The 20,829-nt window shown below is 74.7% G+C and carries 15 protein-coding genes; 1 reads left to right on the top strand and 14 read right to left on the bottom strand.

The annotated features are described in order from the left end of the window. Positions 1 to 1,923 precede the first annotated feature (1,923 nt). Positions 1,924 to 4,482, top strand: a complete 2,559-nt coding sequence (locus VG276_08065; protein ID HEV8649346.1) for a hypothetical protein — start codon at positions 1,924 to 1,926, stop codon at positions 4,480 to 4,482. A gap of 39 nt (positions 4,483 to 4,521) precedes the next feature. Here the strand turns inward: VG276_08065 and VG276_08060 are convergent, their stop codons facing one another. The 14 genes from VG276_08060 to VG276_07995 form a co-directional block, all read right to left on the bottom strand. Continuing rightward, positions 4,522 to 5,208 (bottom strand): response regulator transcription factor, encoded by a 687-nt coding sequence (locus VG276_08060; protein HEV8649345.1) that lies wholly within the window; start codon positions 5,206 to 5,208, stop codon positions 4,522 to 4,524. Between the two features lie 855 nt (positions 5,209 to 6,063). Next, positions 6,064 to 7,272: a hypothetical protein gene (locus tag VG276_08055; GenBank protein HEV8649344.1), complete on the bottom strand. Its 1,209-nt coding sequence runs from the start codon at positions 7,270 to 7,272 to the stop codon at positions 6,064 to 6,066. A 303-nt stretch (positions 7,273 to 7,575) separates the two neighbouring features. Then, a complete protein-coding gene (locus tag VG276_08050) occupies positions 7,576 to 8,334 on the bottom strand; it encodes a sugar transferase (protein ID HEV8649343.1) in 759 nt (252 codons plus the stop codon). 14 nt (positions 8,335 to 8,348) lie between these two features. Next, entirely contained in the window at positions 8,349 to 9,863 is a 1,515-nt protein-coding gene (locus VG276_08045; protein ID HEV8649342.1) for a polysaccharide biosynthesis protein, read from the bottom strand. Between the two features lie 391 nt (positions 9,864 to 10,254). Then, positions 10,255 to 11,571 (bottom strand): O-antigen ligase family protein, encoded by a 1,317-nt coding sequence (locus tag VG276_08040; protein ID HEV8649341.1) that lies wholly within the window; start codon positions 11,569 to 11,571, stop codon positions 10,255 to 10,257. Positions 11,572 to 11,593: 22 nt separating this feature from the next. After that, positions 11,594 to 12,571: an NAD-dependent epimerase/dehydratase family protein gene (locus tag VG276_08035; protein ID HEV8649340.1), complete on the bottom strand. Its 978-nt coding sequence runs from the start codon at positions 12,569 to 12,571 to the stop codon at positions 11,594 to 11,596. Further along, the gene (locus VG276_08030) at positions 12,568 to 12,789 is read right to left on the bottom strand and encodes a hypothetical protein (GenBank protein ID HEV8649339.1); all 222 of its coding nucleotides are present in this window, start codon (positions 12,787 to 12,789) and stop codon (positions 12,568 to 12,570) included. Before VG276_08030 ends, VG276_08035 begins: the two co-directional genes overlap by 4 nt. Positions 12,790 to 12,796: 7 nt before the next feature. Continuing rightward, a complete protein-coding gene (gene cysC / locus VG276_08025) occupies positions 12,797 to 13,405 on the bottom strand; it encodes an adenylyl-sulfate kinase (GenBank protein HEV8649338.1) in 609 nt (202 codons plus the stop codon). Further along, entirely contained in the window at positions 13,402 to 14,787 is a 1,386-nt protein-coding gene (locus VG276_08020; GenBank protein HEV8649337.1) for an alkaline phosphatase family protein, read from the bottom strand. Before VG276_08020 ends, cysC begins: the two co-directional genes overlap by 4 nt. Continuing rightward, positions 14,787 to 15,965 (bottom strand): sulfate adenylyltransferase, encoded by a 1,179-nt coding sequence (gene sat / locus VG276_08015; GenBank protein ID HEV8649336.1) that lies wholly within the window; start codon positions 15,963 to 15,965, stop codon positions 14,787 to 14,789. The genes VG276_08020 and sat overlap by 1 nt, the downstream gene beginning before the upstream one ends. 77 nt (positions 15,966 to 16,042) lie before the next feature. Further along, on the bottom strand, positions 16,043 to 17,848 hold the full coding sequence (locus tag VG276_08010) for a CpsD/CapB family tyrosine-protein kinase (protein ID HEV8649335.1): 1,806 nt from the start codon (positions 17,846 to 17,848) through the stop codon (positions 16,043 to 16,045). 39 nt (positions 17,849 to 17,887) lie between these two features. Beyond that, the gene (locus tag VG276_08005) at positions 17,888 to 18,529 is read right to left on the bottom strand and encodes a response regulator transcription factor (GenBank protein HEV8649334.1); all 642 of its coding nucleotides are present in this window, start codon (positions 18,527 to 18,529) and stop codon (positions 17,888 to 17,890) included. Between the two features lie 383 nt (positions 18,530 to 18,912). Then, a complete protein-coding gene (locus VG276_08000) occupies positions 18,913 to 19,419 on the bottom strand; it encodes a pyridoxamine 5'-phosphate oxidase family protein (protein ID HEV8649333.1) in 507 nt (168 codons plus the stop codon). Between the two features lie 194 nt (positions 19,420 to 19,613). After that, positions 19,614 to 20,829 (bottom strand): PKD domain-containing protein (locus VG276_07995; protein HEV8649332.1); only part of this gene is annotated, 1,216 nt, incomplete at its 5' end.

Genomic DNA, 20,829 nt, shown 5'->3' with positions numbered 1-20,829 from the left:
GTCCTCCCACCGCCGGCCAGCCGGTGACCGCCGGTTCCTCGTCCCTCAGGGCCTCACCAGCCTGGGCGCCGGAGGTGGGAGGGGGGGTGATCGTTGGTGGCTGGCCGTATCGCTAGGCGGATCGTGCTGTTCACGCGGGACGCCGGTCTCACCGTCGCGCTGCGGACCCTGCTCCCCGACGAGGACCGGGTGATCCAGCTCGAGCGTCCGGACGACCAGCCGGGCGAGCTCAACCCGGGCCGGGACACGGTCGTGCTCGACTTCCCACGCGGCTCTCGGTGGGACGCGTACGCCGCGGTCCGCGAGGAGTTCTCCGGCCGCATCGTGATCCTGCTCCTCACCGGCGAGCAGGACGACTCGTTCGAGGGCGACGCGGCCTGCGTGCTCCTGCGGCGCCCCTTCCAGCTCCACGACCTGTCCAGGGAGCTGGTCGTCCCCGCCGGTGGGCGCTGGAGGGGCAACGCCGGCAGCGGCCCGGCCCGCCGCGGTGAGCCGCGGCCGGCCCCCAGCCCGCCGAAGGCGCCCGCCCCGCCGAGGGCCCCTGGCCCGCCGAGGCCGCCCGCCGCGCCGAAGATGACCGCCCCGCCGAAGGCGCCCGCGCCGCCGAGGGCCCCCGCGCCGCCGAAGGCCCCCGCCCCGCCGAAGATGACCGCGGCACCGAGAGCGCCCGCCGAGCCCCCGGCGCCCGCACAGTCCGCGGCGCCCGAGTGGCCCCGGGCCTCCACGGCGCCGGAGGCCCCCGGCGGACCCGGGCCGCCGGACCAGCCACTCGCTGGACGCGACGGGCTCCCCGCCGAGTCGGGAGCCTCGGCCGTCCCTCCGCTCGCGCCACCCGATGCTCCGCACGGAGCCGTCGCGCCGTTGCGGCGCGGCCAAACCGCGGAGGTGCCGCCGCCCTCGCCGGAGCCCCCCTCAGCGGGTGCCGCTCCGCCCGGGTCCACCCCTGGGGCCGCCAGCCCCTCCCAGGATGGTGCTCCACCCAGGCCTGTCCCCGGGGATCAGGGACCGGTTCCGCAGGTGGACGACTGGTTCGGTGCGACCGCGAGGCGGCCGTCCAGGCTGGCGGAGGCGGACTGGTTCACGCCCACCTTGCCGGCGCACGCCGGGGAGCCCCATGGGCCGCCCCCCGCGCCGCCCCATGGGGCGGCGCCCGCGCCGCCCCATGGGGCGGCGCCCGCGCCGCCCCCCGCACGGTCACGGCCGGCAGGGGAGCGCGCGGGGACGCCGCCACCGGTGCCCGACCCGGGCGACGCCGCCCGCTCTCCTGGCCCGCAGGTCCGGCCGTACGCATCGGACGTGGCGCGCCCGCAGGCCTGGCCCTCGGACGCTGTCCCGCCCCGTCCGCAGGCTGCCACGCGGTCGCAGGCGCCGCCTTCGGGCGCGTCCGAGGGGCAGCAGGACCCAGAGCTGGGGCCGGCGGGCGGGCAGATCCGGCTCGGCCCAGGCCGCGACCTGCTGCCGCCAACGCCGGGTCTGCCGATCCCAGGGGGACCGCCGGGCCCGCCCACCCCAGGGGGACCGCCAGACCTGCCGACCCCAGGGGGACCGCCGGACACCGGCTCCGAAGGCGGGGCAGGACTGGCTCCGGCGGGCCCGGCGCCCCGCCCCGGACCAGGACCGCGGTCCGTGCCGAGCCGGAGAGCCCGTCCCGGGGAGCTGGAGCCCTGGCCGCCCGTTGCCAGCCGGGAGGCGGGCGCGCGACCCGCCGAGCTCGATCCCTGGCCTCCTCCGCCGGGAACACCGCCTCCGCCGGGAACACCGCCCCCGCCGGGAACACCGCCCCCGCCGGGAACACCGCCCCCGCCGGGAACACGGGCCACGCCGGGAACGCCGGAGCCGCCCGGAACACGGGCAGCGCCGGGAACGCCGCCCGCGCTGGGCGCGCCGCCCGCGCCGGGCGCGCCGCCCGCGCCGGGCGTGGTGGTGCCCTCACGAGCCGCAGCCGGCCGGACCGACCCGGCGGCCCCCCGGCCGCGGCGGGCTCCGGACCGCCGGCCTGCCCCAGGCCCGGGGCTCGCGCGGGTCGCCGCCGCCATCCTGGTCGCCGCCGTCGCCTTCCTGGTCTCGGCGCTGTACGCCGACCGCAGTCCGGACGCGAGTGCCAGCGAGGCAGCCGCCGTCCAGGTGGCCCGCAACGTGGCCCGTGCGGGCGGGCTGGCGTGGCGCGGTGAGCCCGTGCTGGACCAGCCTCCGCTCCCGTTCGCCCTCCACGGCGCCTGGCTCTCGCTCACCGGGCGTGCGACCGGTGAGGTGGTCCCATCGATCCACCAGGGCCGGCTGGTGTCCAGCGTCTGCCTCGCCCTGGCGATCGGGGTGCTCGCGCTGCTCGTGCTGGCCCTCACCGATCCGGCGCAGGACGGGATGCTCCGCTTCCTGGTCGGCCTTGCCGCCGCCCTGGTCGCCGCCCTCGACCCGGTCCTGGTCGGTGCCGGACGGATGGTGACCGTCGAGGCCCTGGGGCTGCTGGCCGGGCTGCTCGCCCTCTGGCTGGCCTGGCTGCTCCGCGACCGGCCGGCAGCGGTATACGTGCCGGTCGTCGGCCTCGCCTCGGGGGTCGCCCTGCTCGCGGACGGCCGGACCGTGGTCCTGCTGGTCGTGCCGGTGGTGTTCGGCGTGCTCGCCCGCGGCCGACCCGAGCCCTTCGCCGGCCGGGCGCTGGCCGCCCTGCTGACCGGCGCCTGGTTCTGGTCGGCCTACGCGGCCTGGGCACTCACCGCCGACCCGGGCGGTGCCGACGCAGGCCTGGCCTTGCTGCGCCGGCTGGCCGCGCTCGTCCACCTCGTACGACCGGACCGGCCCCTGCCGCTCGGCAGGCCGCTCTCCCTGGCCGTACCACGCGACCTCGCCACCGTGGCCGTGCTCGCGCTGGCCCTGCCCACGCTGGCCGCCCTGTGGCGCTGGCGGTCCGACCGCGCCCGGCTCTTCGTGCTCGCCTGGAATCTGGCCGGCGCCGTGGCCGGGATGCTGCTCCTCGCGGGCGGCGCCCTCGACGAGACCTGGATGACCTACCTGCTGCCGGGGGCGACCGCCGCGGTCGTGCTCGGGTTCGAGGCGGCCCGGGCCCGGCTCGCCGGCGGGCGCGTCGTGCTCGGACGAATCTCGGCGCTGGCCGCGCCCGTGCTCGTGGTCGGGCTGCTTGTGCTCGCCGGGTCGGGCTGGAGCGGGCGCTACGGACAGCCCGACGACGCGCTCGCCCGGATCAGCAAGCTTGTGGCCGGCGAGACACCGTCCTGCTCGGTGCTGAACGGGTCCAGCCCGGCCGACCCGGACCTGTTCACGATCGACGAGCGCCGGGTGACCGAGTTCTCGAGCGGCCCGGCCGCCCTCGCCCACGGCGTCCGCTACTTCCTGCTCCGGGCCGACGACGTGGCCGCGGGGCGGGGGACGATGTCGGCCGGGTTGGCCGGCTGGCTGCGGGCCGAGGGCAAGCCGATCGCAGCCGTCCCGAGCCGGAGCCACGGGAGCGTCGAGCTGTGGCAGGTGAGCCAGCCGTCGACCAGCCGGGTGGCGGACCTGCTGCTGATCCCCGGTGGGGTGTTCGAGAACGCCGTCGGCTCCAGCTGCGGCGGCTTCCCCGTGGTAGACGACGACGCGGGCCAGTTCTTCTCCGGCTACCAGGCGATCGGCGGCAAGTCCATGATCGGCCGCCCGCTCAGCCGGTCGTGGCGGACGAGCGGTCGGACCCTGCAGGCATTCGACACGATGGTCCTCGGCACCGTGGGCGGTGCGGACGGGGGCCCGAAGGTGGTCCGGCCGGTCAGGCTGGTCGCGCAACTCGCCCACAACGTGCCCACGCTGCTCGCCGCGAGCGGCATGCCGCAGCCCGAGACCGGACCTGATGCCAGCGTCCAGGTGCGGCGGCAGTTGCTCACCGACCCGAGGATCGCCCGCTTCTACCTCGGCGCGCCCGTTGAGACCGCCGACCCCGTGGTGTGGCAGGCGGCGGACGCGCGCTACGGCAGCCCGGTCTCCCGCCCGCGCCCGACCGCGCCAGGCGTCGTCCGGCAGGCGTTCGAGCGGGTCGTCATCGAGGTGGACCGGGAGGGCTCGGCCCGGCTCGCCCCCATCGGGATGGTCGCGGTGAAGGCCGGGCTCGTTCCGGCCGAGGCGCTGCGCCCGCAGCCCGTACCCGACCTGCCCGCTATGTGGCCCGAGGACCCGGCGGCGGGCTCGACCGACCGCCTGCTCGTCCACTCGGGCGTCGCGCTGGGCGCCTGGGCGCTGCTCGCCCTCGCCCTGCTCGTGGGGCACCGGCTGCGGGCCGGGCGGGGCACGCCCCCGCCTGCCGAACCAGGGCTGCCGCGGCGGCCTCCGCCCCCTGGCTTCCCGGCCCGAGGCTTCCCGCCACCCGACCGGGCCGCCGCCAACGGCCGCGCGACCCGTGCCACGCCGGCTCGCAGGGTCGCCTCCGACTCCGAAGGCCGTGCCTCCGGGCCGGCCCAGCCGGCGGCGGAGCCGGCCGACCGCGCCCCCAGGCTCTGAGCGGCCCCGACCGGGCCGGGACTGGGGAAGGACCGCCGGTCAGGACTGCACCCCGGTGACCCCGGTGCTGGCGGCGCCTCCGGGCGGCACCACCCCGTGGTGGACCGCGAAGGCGGCCGCCTCGAGCTTGGAGTGCACCCCGAGCTTCACGAGCACGTTCTGCACGTGGGTGCGGACGGTGTTGACCGAGAGGTAGCACTCCTGGGCGATGCGCCGGTTCGACCAGCCGGCGGTGAGCAGCGCGAGAATCTGCTGCTCGCGCGGGCTCAGGCTGTTGACGAGCAGTCGGACCTCCCGGTCGGCCTCGTCGCCCGGCTCGGTCGAGGCCAGGTAGCTGACCGGGCCGTCCTGCCCCTCGGCGAGCTGGCGGATGATCCCGGCGAGCTGCCGCGATGACGCGTCCTTGGTGGCGAACCCGTGCGCGCCCGCCTTCAGCAGGTTGGACACGAGCTTCGGCCGGGTGTCGGCCGAGAGCATGAGCAGCCGGGTCGCCGGCGCCGAGCGCCGGGCCGCCGCGACGACCTCCTCGATGTCAGTGGACGGCATGTGGACGTCCAGCACCAGGACGTCCGGCTTGTGCTCGTCGAGCATCCGCAGCGCGGACCCCCCGTCGGGCGCGGTCGCCACGACCTCGAGGTCGTCCTCGACCGACAGGACCATGCGCAGTCCCTCGACGAAGACCTCGTGGTCGTCTGCCAGGGCGACCCTGATCGCCGCGGTGCTCATCCTGCCCCCCTGTGGTCTGGGTGGTGCGCACGCGCCACCGTCGTCGTTCCTGGCCCGCACCGGCAGGCTGCACACCTGCGGCGCCTCGCCGCCGGCCCGACGCCGTCCCGCGAGCGGACCAGCCACGGGTCGTTCTGGACGCTCGCGGTGGCGGAGGAGGGCGACGCCGGCTGCCGGGCCGGTCGCCCCGGGCACGGCGCATGCCGCAGCCAGGCGACGTCATGCCGTGGACAGGGTGCTGGCACTGGCGTGACTCCCCCGAGGCGAATGGGCGGTCCCTGCCCCCCGAAACGCCCACACCTTTCGTCTCAGCTGCCGGCAACCTACGGTGGCGCATCGCATCACGCCAATCATGAGTACTGCATAGCTACATCCGGCGTTCCGAGCCCCGCCGCCTCCGTGACCCCGCATGTTCGTTGCGCGGTGCTGCTTCGAGACGACTGGCCCCCCTCCGGCCGCTCCGGACCGGTGCCGGAGGTCACCTTCGCGTGCGGCTTTGTTCGTGCACCTTTCCACACGCAGAACGGCCCGCCAGGGGCGCCGCACCGGCCCCGCGATTTGCGTCCCCGAAGCGCTGCCCCGGCTGGCGGCATTCCGGCTGCACGTATCGTCCGGACCTGCCCACCTGGTCCCACAAGCAGGTGAGCGCCACTACGCAGTCGGCGGGTTGGAGCCGCGCGGGTGCCTCGGGGGTACTGAGACGGCGGAAACCGGGAGGCCGGGCACATGCATGATCCGGGGACCGACCGGGTCCTGGTCGTCGGGGCGCACGCCGACGACGTCGAGATCGGCATCGAGGCGGGCTCGCCGAAGACGACACCGCCCGCGAACCAGCCGAGCCGTCGCGGGCGCGGGTCAGCAGGGGCCCTGGCGGTGGCGGCAGAGCCAGTCGGCCTTGGCCCGCTCCCACACCCGCACGTCGCGGGTCACGGCCATGCCGCTGGGCACGGGGTGCGGGTAGGCACCGGGACCGAGCCAGACCAGGACCGACCGCTCCGCCCTGGTGCCGGGCGGGAACCGCATCGGGGTCGGGCCGTTGATCGAGTACCGGTCCATGCGCAGCACCGAGTCGCGGATCACTACGTTCGGCGTGGCGGTCTCGCTCCACTTGAAGAACACGTGGTGGCCGCGCCCGTCGGTGCACGCCTGCTCGTACCGGCAGCCGGTGCCGTAGGACATCGGCTGCAGGCGGAGCAGCACGTGGTCGAGGGTGGTCGTCCCGGTCGGCCGGTTCCAGCTGTCGTCGGAGCCGGGCCGCTCGGAGATGCCCACGAAGCACCCGTCGAGCAGGGAGTCCCGCACGGTCAGGCTCTTCGGGTGGGTGTCGTTTTCGATGCAGTCGTCGCGGATGTTGGTGAACCAGATGTTGCGGACGACCAGCTGGGCGGGCGGGTCGCCCTTGGCCGAGATCCCGTCGAAGACGTTGTCGGCCCGCAGGCCGTCCACTACGCCAACGCCTGACCTGGTGCCGAAGGAGAGCGCACCGCCGTTCATGTTGTCGTTCAGGTCGTCCCAGGTCCGCGCCAGGCTCACGCTGGACCGGATGTCGCCACCGAGGATGCACAGCCCGCCCGCGGTCACGTCGCCGCCGGTGATCCCGAAGGTGAGCGCGTGCTCCGTCGTGTTGCCGTAGGCGGTGCTGGTCATCCCGCGCAGGTCGAAGGTGCGGCCGTCAGGCGGGTGGGACTCGCTGACCCGCTCGGTCACCACCCCCCGGTGCCGGCTGACGTCCCTGGCCGGGCAGTGAGAGGCGACCGCGGTCGGGCGTGCCGTGCCCGGGGGCGTGGCCGCGACGGCCCGGGGCGCCTTGGTCGTCGTGGTGGCCCGCGTGGTGGTCGGCGCGGCCGTGGTCGAGGCGGCCGTCGCGCTCGTGTCCGGGAAGGTGCCCGCGGTGGCGGCGCTGGTGGTCGCCGATGCGCCGGCGGTGGCCGGGCGGGGCGGCGACCCGCTACGGGCCCGGGAGACGGCCACCCCGGCCAGCACGGAGGCGACCAGGGCGAGGGCGAGCGCGGCGATCCCGGTGCGCCGGGTGACCCGGACGGGGACGAGGCTGCGGGGTGACACGGCACCTCCGGCGGCGAGACGAACGGCAGGCTTGGGGGAACCTACCGCGCCCGCTCGCCGGCTCACCGCATGCACCCGGCGTAGCGGCAGTACGCAGGCCATTCGATAGCGGGCCGCCCGCCCTGGCCGGACTCGCCAGCATGACCACCGACGTCGCCCCCTGCGCGGCGGGCGGGCGGTCTCCCGCCCGCCGCGCAGGGGGCGACGTACTCCTCCTAGCGCCATTCCGCGTAGCCCCGCTACGGCAGGTCTGGGGGGTACGTGCCGCCCGCACCGTAGCGCGCTACGGTGCGGGCGGCGGCGCTACGGTCGGGCGGGCTGGCGGCGGTCGAGGCGCAGCAGGCCCGCGACCCGCTCGGTGAGCGGGCTCACGATGTAGGCGAAGGTCTCGGCCATGATGGCCACGGTGCGGCCGAGGGTCGGGTGGGCCAGGTACGCCAGGTCGAGCGCGGCCCGCTTGCGCACCAGCTCGCCGAGGTAGTACTGCTCGAGGTCGCTGCCCTCGGCGGACAGGACCTCCTTGTCGCGCAGGCGGACCTGGGCCGGGCCGGTGAGGCCGGGCCGGTGGGCGAACACCTGGTGGCAGTCGTCGGGGTAGCGCCGGGCCAGCGACGGGGTCTCGGGCCTGGGCCCGACCAGGGTCATCTCGCCCCGCAGCACGTTGAGCAGCTGTGGCAGCTCGTCCAGGCCGGAGTGGCGCAGGAGCTGTCCGACGCGGGTGATGCGGGCGTCGCCGGCCGGGGTGAACTCCGGGCCGCCGCTGCCGGTCCGCATGGTCCGGAACTTGAAGATCGTGAACCGCGAGAAGCCCTGGCCGATCCTGGTCTGCCGGAACAGCGCGGGACCGGGGCTCGACAGCTTCACCGCCAAGGCGAGCAGCACGAGCACCGGGCTGAGGAGCAGGAGCCCGACCGTGGCCGCGAGCACGTCGAGCGCTCGGCGGGCCGGGCCGGGTGCGACGCCGGACGGCGCGGCCGTCAGGCCCTCGTCGACCGGCGCTGTGGCCTCGTCGACCGACGCTGTGGCCTGGTCGATCTTGCTGTAGCTGACCTGGTGCAGCACGGTACCTCCACGCGTTAGGACCGGGTGGGCGATGGGGTGTACTCGGGGACCAGCTGGGAGAGCCGGCGGCGCACCAGGGCGGGGTCGCCCGCCTCGGTGGCCGCCAGCAGCGGCTCGAGCTCGGTGAGGAACTCGGGGCCGACGGGGGTGCTCGTCGCCGTCGACCAGACCTTGGGGTGGCCGGTCGGGGTGCGCTGCTCGTGCTCGCTGAACAGCGCCTCGGTGAGCTTCTCGCCGGGCCGCAGCCCGGTGTAGCGGATGGCGACGTCGTCGGAGGCGACGCGGACCTGGGCGGCGTAGTTGCGCACCAGGTCGACGATGCGGACCGGCTCGCCCATGTCGAGCACGAAGACCTCGCCGTGCTCGGCCATGCCGCCCGCCTCGATGACCAGGCCGACGGCCTCCTCCACGGTCATGAAGAAGCGGGTGACCTCGGGGTGGGTGACCGTGACCGGCTCGCCGTTGGCGATCTGCTCCGACAGCACCGACAGGAACGAGCCGCGGCTGCCGAGCACGTTGCCGAAACGGACCGAGGCGAACCGGGTGGCGCCGCCCACGCAGGCCTGGCAGATCATCTCGGCGAGCCGCTTGGTCACCCCGAGGATCGACGAGGGGTCGGCCGCCTTGTCGGTCGAGATCAGGATGAAGCGCTCGGTGGCCGAGAGGAGAGCCGACTGGGCGAGGTGCAGCGTGCCGAGGACGTTGGACTTCACGCCCTCGCCCGGGTGGCGTTCGAGCAGGGGCAGGTGCTTGTGGGCGGCGGCGTGGAACACGACCTGCGGGCGCAGGTCGTGGAAGAGCTGGCGGACCCGCTGCCCGTCGCGGACGTCGGCGATGATCGGCTCGTCGCCGTCGAGCAGCACCTTGCCGTGCAGCTCGAGGCGGAGGCCGTGCAGGTTGGACTCGTCGTGGTCGAGCAGGTACAGCGCGGCCGGGGAGAAGGCGGCGATCTGGCGGCACAGCTCGCTGCCGATGGAGCCGCCCGCGCCGGTGACCAGCACGCGCTTGCCCTCCACCAGCGCCCGCGAGCCCCGCCTGACCACGCGCAGTTCGTCGCGGCCGAGCAGCCGGTCCACCCGCAGGCGGCGCAGGTCGGACAGGCGCGCGTCGCGCTCCAGCGGGGCGACGAAGGTGGGCAGGTAGCGCACGCCGACCCCGGCCGCCGCGGCGGCCCGGGCCAGGCTGCGGATGCGGGCCGTGGGCAGCGACGGGATGGCGACGATGACCACGTCGACGGCCTGCTCCTCGGCCACGGCCACGAGGTCGCCGGTGGTGCCGAGCACCGGCAGGTCGGGCCGCGCCCGCGCGGGCGCGGCCGGGTCGTCGTCGAGGAAGCCGATCGGGCGGAGCCCGAAGTCGGGCGTGCGCACCAGGTCGCGGGCGATCGCCCGGCCCGCCTCGCCGGCGCCCACGATCAGGCAGCGCAGCCCCTGCCTGGCGGCCGGCACAGGGGCGGTCGCGCCGTCGAGCGCGACCCAGGCGGGCGCGCACGCGGCAGCCCCGAACTCGCCGCCGTGCGACCGCTGCATCTCCACCGCCCCCCGGACCGAATCTGCCGGCAAGCCCAGCACCGGGCACGAGAACGGGGTCGTGGACCGCTGGACCGGTAGCGTGCTTGCTCGATAGGCATACGCTCGCGCGTTCGCGCCGCCTCCGGATGAGCCAGCAGCGTGAAAGTCTCTACGGCATCGGGATGATCCTCGCCTGCGCTTCCGGCCGGCAGAGCAAGCCGCTCACCAGCAACGAAAGGTCACGGCCATATAACGGCCATGTCTCGTTCCCATGCCTCGGGACGGGCAACCGTAGGTGGGCTACGTCGTTCTCGTCGCGACTGCCGGCCGGAAGCGCAGGCGAGGGTGAGCGGGCGCGGGCCTCGACACGACCTGGTCGTAACGGTCCAGCAGCGTGGCGCGACGACGCTCAGGCGTGGGTGAGCGGGCGCGGGGCGGCCGGGTCGCGCCCGGGGCGGTGGGCTGGCGGGGGCACGGGGGCTGCTGCGGCCGGGGCGCGCTGGCGGCCCGCGGCCACGGTCACCGCCACCCAGCAGAGCGCGAACAGCACCCAGACATGGCGGAAGTGCATCGTCTCGTGGCTCATGCTCATGAGCAGGTTCGCGGCGACGCCGGCGCCCAGCCCGCGCATGGCGTCCGGGCCGCGCCCGCCGGCCACCAGCAACCCGCCGGCCCATCGCAGCAGCACCACGTACAGCACGAGGATGCCGACGAAGCCGAGCACGCCCCGCTCGATCAGGTAGGCGATGAAGTCGTTGTGCAGGCTCTGGTTGCGGCCTTTGGCGTTGACCACCACGTCGATCGCCTCGCCGGGCCCGAGTCCGATGGCCAGGCGCGAGCCGGAGCCCCGGAAGCCGGAGTCCCACAGCTGCAGCCGCACCTGGGTGCCCCGGTCCAGGCGGCCGAGGTTGTCGGCGAACGCGCCGTCCCGCTCTCGGGCGGCGAACGTGCTCACCTCGGCCAGGCCGAAGCGGGGCACCCCGACCACCGCGACGGTCACGCCCAGGGCGATGGTCGCGAGCAGCAGGAGGCTGCCCACGAACGCCATGAGCTGCTCCCGGGTCCGGGCCGCGCGCAGGTAGGGCCCGAGGGCGAGGAACCCCCACCCGGCCAGGACGCCGGTGAGGGCGCCGTTGGAGCCGGTCACGTACATGCCGAACAGGATCCAGCCGAGCACCAGGAAGCGGGCCACGCGCCAGCGGGGCCAGGGGGAGCTGAGCGCCACGAAGTACGACACCAGCATGAAGCTCGCGGCCAGGTTCGGGTTGCCGGTGGTGGTGGCGAGCCGGTCGTCGAACGTCTGCCCGAGCAGTGCCTTGGCCAGTGCGGGGGGCAGCGCCTGCAGGAAGGTCAGGATCAGCAGGGTGCCCCAGGCCAGCGCGGCGACCGCCCAGACCTTGAGGATCGTGTGCAGGGCCCGCTCCCGGCCGGAGAGGTCGTTGCAGATGGCCAGGAACAGGGCGAACAGGTACAGGTCGATGACCAGGTTCAGCAGCCCTTTGGACGGGTCGGCGCTGGCGACCAGCGCGATCAGGCTCGCCGTCAGGATCAGCCCGAAGGCGGCCCCGGCCGGCCAGCGCAGCGGCCGGCCGCTGCGAAGCAGCCCGAACAGGGCCGCCACGACGTAGCTCACGGCGAACAGGTCGACCAGGGCACTGTTGCCGGGGCCGCTGGGCAGCAGCAGGGGCAGGAAGAAGATCGCCCCGCCGAGCAGGAACAGGCTCACCCGGGCACCGTCCTCCCAGCGGTCATGGCGCGCCCCGGCGGGCGCCGAGCCGGTGCCGGCCAGCGACCCAGGCGGCCTGGGCGGCCAGCCCCTCCTCGAGGTCGACCTCGGGTCGGTAGCCGAGCAGGGCCTCGGCCCGGGTGCCGTCCGCGCCGGTGTGCCTGGCGTCGCCTGGCCGGCTGGGCTCCCGGACGACCTCGATCCGGCGCCCGGCGGCCTGGCCGACCAGCTCGAGCACCTCGTTGACGCTCACCCGGCGCCCGCCGCCGACGTTGACCGCCTCGGCGTGGATGGGCGCGCACATCGCCAGCAGGTTGGCCCGGACCACGTCGGAGACGAACGTGAAGTCGCGGGTCTGCTCGCCGTCGCCGTAGACGGTGATGGGCCGGCCGTTGTAGGCGGCCTCGAAGAAGCGCCGGAAGCCCATGTCGGGGCGCTGCCGAGGGCCGTAGACGGTGAAGTAGCGCAGCGTGGCCACGGTCATCGACGACACCGCCGGGTTCGCGTAGGCCAGGCAGAGATGCTCGCTGGCGAGCTTGGTGACCCCGTAGGGGGAGACCGGCCGGGTGGTGGACTCCTCGGTGGTCGGGTAGGTCGGCGCGTCCCCGTACACGCTCGAGGAGGACGCGGCCACCAGCCTCGGCACCCCGACGCGCACGCACGCCTCGAGGAGCTGCTGGGTGGCGAGCACGTTGTGGTGGACGTAGATGGCGAAGTCGGCCCCCCAGGAGGCGCGCACGCCCGGCTGGGCGGCCTGGTGGAACACGGCGCTGGCCCCTTCCAGCCAGCCGTCCAGGTCGACGGAGGCGAGGTCGCCCTCGATGAAGCGGAACCCGGGCCGGCCGAGCAGCCCGGCCAGGTTCGCCTGCTTCTCCGCTGGCGCGTAGTAGGGGGTCAGCGCGTCGACCCCGACGACCTCATGGCCTTCGGCGAGCAGGGCCTCGGCCAGGTGCGAGCCGACGAACCCGGCCACGCCGGTGACGAACACATGCCCGTTCATTGCAGGTACCCCAAGCTCTCGAGAGCCCGCCGCACCTCGGCGTCGGGCTCGTCCGGACCGGTGGCGGCGGGTACAGCGCCGGCGTGAGGGACGGCGTCGCCGTCCGGCCCTCCCAGCCGGGTGAGACGGTCGTCCAGGTCCAGGGCCTCCTCGGGTCGCTCTGGGGCGAGGTCGTGCAGCTCGCCCGGGTCGGTGGTCAGGTCGTGGCGGGTGACCATGGCCGCGTCAGCCGAGGTCGCCGAGGGCGCCCAGGCGGGCGGCGACTGCTTCCTCTTCACTGCTCGAGTACACCTCGTCGGGATCGCTGGTGAGACCTCTGAGGGTGAGAGCGTCCAGTACCCGCTGGACGGACGCGTCGACGGTCTCGATGTGGGTGTGGACGGTGACCTCGGGGGCGGCAGGCGGCTCGTAGGGGTCGGACACGCCGGTGAAGTTCGGGATGTCGCCGGCCATGGCCCTGGCGTACAGGCCCTTGGGGTCGCGCTCGGCGCAGGTGGCCAGCGGCGCGTCCACGAACACCTCGACGAAGTCGTCGACCGAGGCGCGGACCCTCTCCCTGGCCTCGGCGTACGGCGAGATCGCGGCGACCAGCACGGCCACACCGTGGTGGGCGAGCTTGCCCGCCACCCAGCCGATGCGGGCGACGTTGGTGTCCCGGTCGGCCCGGCTGAAGCCGAGGCCCTCGCAGAGGTTGAGGCGGACCTCGTCGCCGTCGAGCACCTCGACCCGGAGCCCGCGCTCGGCAAGCTCCTGCTCGACCCGCCGGGCCAGCGTCGACTTGCCCGCCCCGGACAGGCCGGTGAACCACAGCACAAAGCCGCTGTCTCGGGTCACGCGACGATCCTTCCCCGCTGGCCGGGCGTGGCGGGAAGGCCGAGCATCCGTTGCAGGGTGGGTGCCACGTCGTAGATGGACAGGTCGGCACGCCTGCCGCTGGGCAGGCCGTCCCCGACCAGCGCGAACACGCCGTTCTCGGCGTGGTTGGCGTCGTCCGGGCCGGTGTCGTTCTCGAAGGTGAAGAGCCCGGGGCCGTGGCCGATCGACCCGACCGCCCGCCAGCGCAGGTCGCCGAAGTAGACGACCAGGTCGGGGGCGACCCCGCGGACCTCCGGGTAGACCTCCTCGGGGCGGAGCGCCCGCGTGCCCATGCGGTGGCCGCGGTGGTCGACCAGGCTCTCGAGCGCGTCGACGAGCTCCTGGCGGACCTCCTCGTAGCGGCTCGCGGGCACGGTGCCGGTGGGCTCGCGGCCTTCGACGTTGAGGAACAGGCGCCCGTAGTAGCCGCCGTCACCCCAGGCGGTCGTACGCGACCAGTCGATCCTGGCCTGGTTGACCGGGGTGGGGCCGGCTGGGGCCTCGGCCAGCACGAGCAGGCCCTGGTCGACGAGCCACTGGTTGAAGCGGAAGCCGCCGAGCATGGGTTGGGCGCCGTGGTCGGACACGACCAGGACCGCGGTGTCGTCGGGCAGCGCCTCGAGGAAGCTGGCCAGGTGCCGGTCCAGGGCCCGGTAGTAGTCGGTGAACACCCCGGCGTGCCGGTTGCCGGGCTCGTGGCGGGGATGGCTGGGGTCGCAGTGGCTCCAGAAGCCGTGGTGCAGCCGGTCCGGCCCCATGTCCACGAACCAGAACAGGTCCCAGGGCCGGGTCGTGGCCAGGTGCCTGGCCAGCTCGAAGCGCTGCTCGGTCATGTCGAAGACCTGCTGGGCGACGCGGGCCTTGTCGTCGCTGCGGAAGTCGGCCACGTCGAGCACGTAGCCGCCGGTCACCTGCTGCACCTCGTCGCGCAGCTCGGGCGGGTGGGTGAAGGCGGCGTCGGTCGAGGGGGCCATGAAGCAGGAGACCATGCAGCCCTGGATCGCCGAGGGCGGGTAGGTGCCCGGCACGCCGAGCACGACGCTCTGGCCCCCGGCCGCGCCGAGGCGGTCCCACAGGCGCGGCACCTTGATCGCCTTGGAGGTCGCGAACGCGAGCTTGTCGTAGCTGTGGTCGGAGCGGTTGCGGAAGCCGTACACGCCGAGCTCGCCCGGGGTGAGCCCCGAGGCCATGCAGGACCAGGCCGGCACCGTGATGGGTGGCACGACGCTGCGCAGCGGGCCCCAGAGCGCCTGCTCGGTGAGCTTGCGCAGGGTCGGCATGTCGTCGGCGTGGCGGTCGAACAGCAGCTCGGGCGTGCCGCAGTCCAGCCCGACGACGGCGACCCGGGCAGGCGCGGCCATCAGGCCGTCCCCCGCCGGTACGCCGCCCGCAGCAGCCCGGCCACCTCGGGCCGGGAGAACTCGGGCGGGGGCAGCTCGCCGGCGGCGAGCATCGCCCGCACCTCGGTTCCGGAGAGCTCGACACGGTCGGCGGGGGGGTGGGGGCAGGTCCGCGCCGTCGCCATCGCCGCGCAGCGACGGCAGTGGAAGGCGTTGTCGAACAGCAGCGGGGTGATGCCGAGGTCGTCCGGGTCGAGCGAGGCGACCAGCTCCTGGGCGGCGTAGGGGCCGTACCAGGAGCCGACCCCGGCATGGTCGCGGCCGATGATGAAGTGGGTGCAGCCGTGGTTCTTGCGCACGATCGCGTGGAGCACGGCCTCGCGTGGGCCGGCGTAGCGCATCGGCGCGACCAGCGCCGCCAGCACCACCCGCTCGGCCGGGAAGTAGCCGAGCACCGCCTCGTAGGCCCGCATCCGCACCTCGGCCGGGACGTCGCCCTCCTTGGTCGGCCCCACCAGCGGGTGCAGCAGCAGGCCGTCGCAGTGCTCGAGCGCGCACTTGAGCAGGTACTCGTGGGCTCGGTGGACGGGGTTGCGGGTCTGGAAGCCGACCACCCGGCGCCAGCCGCGCTCGGCGAACGCCCGCCGGGTCTCGGCCGGGGCCAGCGCGTAGGGGCCGACCGGCCCCTCGACCGGGGTGAGCAGGGTGCTGGTGGGGCCGGCGACCGCCCGCCGGGGCGCGGCGAGCACGCGCGCGACCCCGGGGTGGGCCGGGTCGGTGGTGCCGTAGACCAGCTCGGCCTCGGCCTCCCGGTCGCGCTCGAACACCTCGGCGACCTCCATCACCCCGAGCAGCCCGCCGGCGTCGTCGCGCAGCGCGAGCCGTTCGGACCCGGCGTCGGCCCCGTCGGCCAGGCCCAGGCAGACCGGGATCGGCCACAGCGTCCCGTCGGGCAGCCGCATGTCGAGCATGCACGCCTTGTGCTGGCCGGCGTCCATGAACCCGTCGAGCGGGCTGTAGGCGCCGACCGCGATCGCGCGCAGGTCGGCCGCCTCGGCCGGGGTCAGGTGGACCGAAGGCAGGCCGCCGGCGTCGAGCTCGGCCGCCTCGGCGGGGGAGAGGGCACGGTCGACCAGCCGGCCGCCGTGCGGACGAGCCCCGGTGCCCGGGTCCGCCTCCTCGTAGTCAGCAGTGTGCACGCTCGTCATCCTTGGGTGGTCGTGTCTTCCGCGGCGGGCCGGCCGCCGCCCGCCAGGGGAGCGGGCGGCAGGTCCTGTTACCTGCCGGGCGGCGCGCCGCGCAGCGCCTGGCGGCTCCCGGGCCGCCCGCCCTCGGCCTCGCCCGGCCGCTCCCCGTTCTGGCGGAGCGGCATGGGCAGGCCCGAGGGAGCCCTGTTGCCCTCGACCTGGGAGGTGGGGGCGCTGCGCACGCGGGCGGTGATCGAGTCGCTGTAGCTCTCCTGGGAGGCGTAGTGCCCGTAGCGGACGAGCCGGGTGAGCTTCGAGGTCTTGGAGCCGAGCAGGATCGAGCCGAGGGTGCGCAGCCCCTCGCGGCGCAGCCCCTCGGCCACCTCGCGGATCGACTTGGTGGAGGCGCGGCCCGACTTGACCACCAGCAGGGACGCGTCGGCCGCGCCGGCGAGCGAGATCGCGTCGGCCGACCAGCGCGACGGCGGGGTGTCGAGGATGACGATCATGCCGGTCGCCCGCAGCAGCTTGAGCATCGCGCCCACCTGCTTGGTGGCGAGCAGGTCGGCCGGGTTGCTCTTGCTGGCGCCGGCCGGGAGCACGACCAGGTTGTCGCTGACCGAGACGAACAGCGAGGCGAGGTCGTTGCGCTCACCCTCCAGGTAGCCGGCCAGGCCGTCGGACTCTGGCAGCTCGAGCAGCTTCTCGATCCCGGGCCGGCGCAGGTCGCTGGAGACCAGCACGACGTTGCGGCCCAGCCGGGCCAGCACGTGGGCCAGGTTCACCGCGACGGTCGACTTCCCCTCGTGGGCGTCGGCCGACAAGATGGCGAGCACCTTGACGCTGGTGCCGAGCCCGCGCCGCTCCAGGGCGCCGACCAGCCGGCGGTAGCCCTCGGCGGTCGGGCTGAACGGCCGCTCGAGCACCGCCACCCCCTTGCGGCGCTGGCGCCGGGGCAGGTGGGGGACGTCGGCGATCACGGTGAGGTCGGTGGCCGACTCGACGTCGTCGGCGGACAGCACCTTGGGCGCGTACGCCTCGGCCACGAACGCGGCGCCGATCCCGCCGAGCAGGCCGAGCAGCAGGCCGATGGCGAGCGCCACCCCACGCCCGGCCGGGTTGCTCTGGGGCTCGACGTTGATCGGCTCGTTAAGGGTGGTGGGCGTGCCGAGCAGCGCCGCCCGCTTGTCGATGTCGTCGAGCTCGGCCTGCTTGTTGGTCAGCAGCGTGGTGTTGAAGCTGAGCTGGGCCTCGGTACCCGGGGAGGCGGTGCCGTTGGGGCTCCTCGAGCGCTCGGCGTTGGCCTGCTGCGACAACCTCTGGACCAGCTGGGTTAGCCCTTGGATCTGCCGCACCCGGGGCATGCGGATCACGGTGAGCTGCTTGTTGTACCTGGAGTTGCGGCGCGTGGCGTAGGTCTCGGCGTAGCGGGTGAGCACCCGCTCGGCCAGGACCGGGTCGTCGTCGGCGTAGGAGACGGTGAACTGGGTGGTGCCCGGGATGGGGGCGGCCTGGAGCGCGGCGTTCAGCCTCGACACCCACTGGGCCTTGGGCTGGCCGCGCAGGGGCTTGAGCCGCGCGGCGGCCGGGCCGAGGTCGCTGATGACCGCCTGCACGGCCTGCACGTCGGGCACCAGCACCGGGGTGGCGCCGCGGTCGACCTGCCGGTCGCCGGCGTCGCTCAGGTTGACCGAGCGGACGTCCATCTGGACCGAGGCCAGGTACTTGGCGTTGGACGGCAGGATCCGGGGCAGGAGCAGCAGGCCGGCAACCAGGCCGAGCAGGACGCCGGCGGTCACGAGGTACTTGCGCCGCCACGCCGAGCGGGTGTAGTCGGCCAGCGAGGCGCTGGCGCGGTTCGGGTCGCTGGTCGTCGGGCCGGACATCGAGGACATAGGCGGTGCGGCCTTCCCGGATCGTGTCGAGGGAACCTGTCAGGGGGAGCTGGACAGCTCGAGGCCGCGCTGCATCGCGAACGCGGCCGCCTCGAGCTTGGAGTGCATCTCGAGCTTCTCGAGGATGTTCTGGATGTGGGTGCGGACGGTGTTGGGGCTGATGAACAGCTCCGACCCGATGTGGGCGTTGTCCCAGCCGCGCCCGAGGAGCACCAGCACCTCCCGCTCGCGCGGGGAGAGCCGCGAGAGGGGGGAGTCGGCCTTCTCGGTCTGGCGCTCGACCAGCCGCCGGAACACGCCCGGCAGCATCGAGCGGGGCACCACGCCCTCGCCCTCGAGCACCGCCTGGACTGCACGCAGCACGGTCTTGGCGCCGCTGGTCTTGCCGACCACGCCGGCCGCGCCGTCGTGGATGGCGGCCACCACCAGGTCGAGCTCGAGCTCCCGGGCCAGCACCACGACCTTGACGTCGGGGTGCTCACGCAGGATGCGTGCGACCAGGCTGGGCCGCTCGGAGAAGGCCAGGTCGGCGTCGACCAGCAGGAGGTCGGGCTGGCGCGGCCCGACCGACGCCAGCACGTCGGTGGACGAGCACTGGCCGACGACGTCGTGCTCGCCGTCGCGGTCGAACAGCGCTGCCAGCGCTTCGTTGAACAGCGGCTGGCAGTCAGCGAGGAGCACCCTTGCCAATCCTTCCTCCCCTTGCCGTCTGCCCCTCCTGCCTCCGCCGGGCCGGGTGGCAGTCTCGCCAATGACCCTTGCGATGGTGGACCACCCGGTGACGACCGCGAATACGCCGACGCAGTAGGCCGCCTACTGCGGTCGCCTTATTCCGAACGGCCCGCCCCCGACCGGGCCTTCCGCAGATCAGCCGCACGGGCCAGGACCAGAGCAGGCGGGACGCCCGCCGGGTCCCGCTTCCTCATCGGCAGGCCCGAGGGAGAACTCCAGCAGTCGGGCCGAGGCGGCGGCTCATGCGTCTGCACTAGGCAATGTTGGGGAGGCCGCCGCCCGGCCCCTCTCTCCTCCACCTCGCCCCCTACGGCGACGCCATCCGGGCGATGCTACCGCTCCGGGAAGCGCCAGCGGGTGGCGCTGGTGGCCATGTCCGCCTCCCGCCAGGCCAGCACCACCCTGGGCGCCACGGCGTAGACCAGGCTGTCCAGGGCGGCCAGGGTCTCGGCGGGCATGGCCATGCCGTACTTGGGCTGGTAGGCGTCGCTGAACCGGGCCAGCACGGCCGGGTCGGTCAGCTCGCGGGCGACCCCGTGGACGACCACCACGTCGTCGCCGCTCTCCAGGTGCACGGCGACCCGCGGGTCGTGGGCCAGGTTGCGAGCCTTGCGGGAGCCGCGGCCGGTGCCGAACGTGAACGCCCCGTCCAGCCAGAGCCCCCACACAGGCATGGCGTGCGGCCCGCCGTCCGGGCTGGCCGTGACCACCCAGTAGTTCCTGGCCGCGGTCAGGCGCTCCTCCACCTGGCCCCAGGCGAGCAGGCCCTCGCCAGACCCGGCGATGCCGTACTCCTCGGGCATCCACGGACGGCCGGCGACCGGCACCGCCTCGGACACGCTCCACCACCTCCACCGGGCTCGTTCGGCCTGCCCGCGCTCGTTCGGCCTGCCCGCGCTCGTTCAGTCTGCCGCGCTCGTTCAGCCCAGGCGGGGCGAGATCGGCCGGCGGGCGAGCCCCGATGCTAGCGGTCGCGTGCGTCAGCGGCCCCGGCAGCCATCAGGCTGCCGGGGCCGCTGCGGGTGGAGCGGGGTCAGGGGCCGTTGACAACGGCGTCGTCGGCGTAGAAGCAGGTGCCGGCGGGCGGGCTCGGCACGTAGGCGTTGAAGTCGAGGGTGGAGCCGGCCGTGGCCACGGTGTAGGTCACCTGCACCTGCTGCCAGCCGGTGCCAAGCGTTGCCGTGGTCGTGGCCGAGCTGACCAGCGTGCCGTTGCGGTACTCGCGGAAGCGGAGCCTGAGGGCGGCCCCGGCGGCGTCGGCCCGGACCCACAGGCTGCCGGTGTAGGTGCCCGCCGACGTCGACCCGACCCAGTTGGGCGAGTCGTTGAGCGTGCAGCTCCCCGAGCTGTTGGCCACCTGCGCGGCCCAGCTGCCGCTGTGGCCCCCGGCGACCCGGGTGACCCCGGCGGTGCTCCAGCCGGTGAGGTTCGTCTCGAACCCGGGGTTGGCGACCAGGTTGCCGCTGCCCCCGCCACCGCCACCGCCGGTGGTGACGGTCACGGTGGCCGTGGCGTCGTCGGTCGCGCCGTCGTCGTCGGTGACTGTCACCGTGACCGTGCGGTCGGCCGCCGCGGTGTAGGTGTGCCCCGCCGTCGGGCTCGGCTGCGGCCCGACGGCGGTGCCGTCGCCGAAGTCGAAGCGGTAGGCGACGACGGTGCCGTCCGGGTCGCTCGAGCCGGAGGCGTTGGCCGTGACCGTGAGCGGCGCGGCGCCGGAACTGGGGGCCACGTCGAGCGCGGCCACGGGCGGCTGGTTGGCCGGGGGCGGCGACCCGTCTTGGCGCTCGAGGGCGCCGCGGTCGTCGTAGGGGCGCGGGCCGGTGCCGGTGTTGGCCACCCCCGGGTCATCGGTCCGGGGGCGGCCGTCGGCGTCGCTGGCCTGCTGCCCGCTCACCCCGGAGTCGGCCGAGTCGACCGCGGGCGAGCCCGCGCCCAGGCGGAAGTCGCCCGCGCCGGCGCCCACGAACCGCGGGTCGGCCTGGATGCCGCGCGCCTCCTGCCCGGTCGCGGCGCGGAAGGCGGCCAGCGACGAGTAGCCGGTCGACCCCCACGTGTACATGACGCCAGGGGCGCTGAGGGACACGAGGTTGGCGTCCACGGTCGTGCCAGCGACCGAGGTGGCGTCGACGCGGATGTTGCCCCTGGTGCGGGGGGAGCCGATGGCGTTGTCGACGCTGAGGTTGTTGGCCACGGTGGCGCCGGGGGAGTCGCCCTCGACGTTGATGCCGGCGGTGACGTTGTCGTAGACG

This window comes from Actinomycetes bacterium, assembly GCA_036000965.1.
Classification (GTDB): Bacteria; Actinomycetota; CALGFH01; order CALGFH01; family CALGFH01; genus DASYUT01.
Note: the sequence above shows the minus strand (reverse complement) of the source record. Positions and strands in the feature narration are given on the sequence as shown.

What these genes read in the sequence shown, in the direction of transcription:
- VG276_08060 (HEV8649345.1), bottom strand. Translation starts at nt 5,208, where the DNA reads ATGAGCACCGCGGCGATCAGGGTCGCCCTGGCAGACGACCACGAGGTC.
- VG276_08045 (HEV8649342.1), bottom strand. Translation starts at nt 9,863, where the DNA reads ATGCAGCGGTCGCACGGCGGCGAGTTCGGGGCTGCCGCGTGCGCGCCC.
- VG276_08035 (HEV8649340.1), bottom strand. Translation starts at nt 12,571, where the DNA reads ATGAACGGGCATGTGTTCGTCACCGGCGTGGCCGGGTTCGTCGGCTCG.
- VG276_08030 (HEV8649339.1), bottom strand. Translation starts at nt 12,789, where the DNA reads ATGGTCACCCGCCACGACCTGACCACCGACCCGGGCGAGCTGCACGAC.
- VG276_08020 (HEV8649337.1), bottom strand. Translation starts at nt 14,787, where the DNA reads ATGGCCGCGCCTGCCCGGGTCGCCGTCGTCGGGCTGGACTGCGGCACG.
- VG276_08010 (HEV8649335.1), bottom strand. Translation starts at nt 17,848, where the DNA reads ATGTCCTCGATGTCCGGCCCGACGACCAGCGACCCGAACCGCGCCAGC.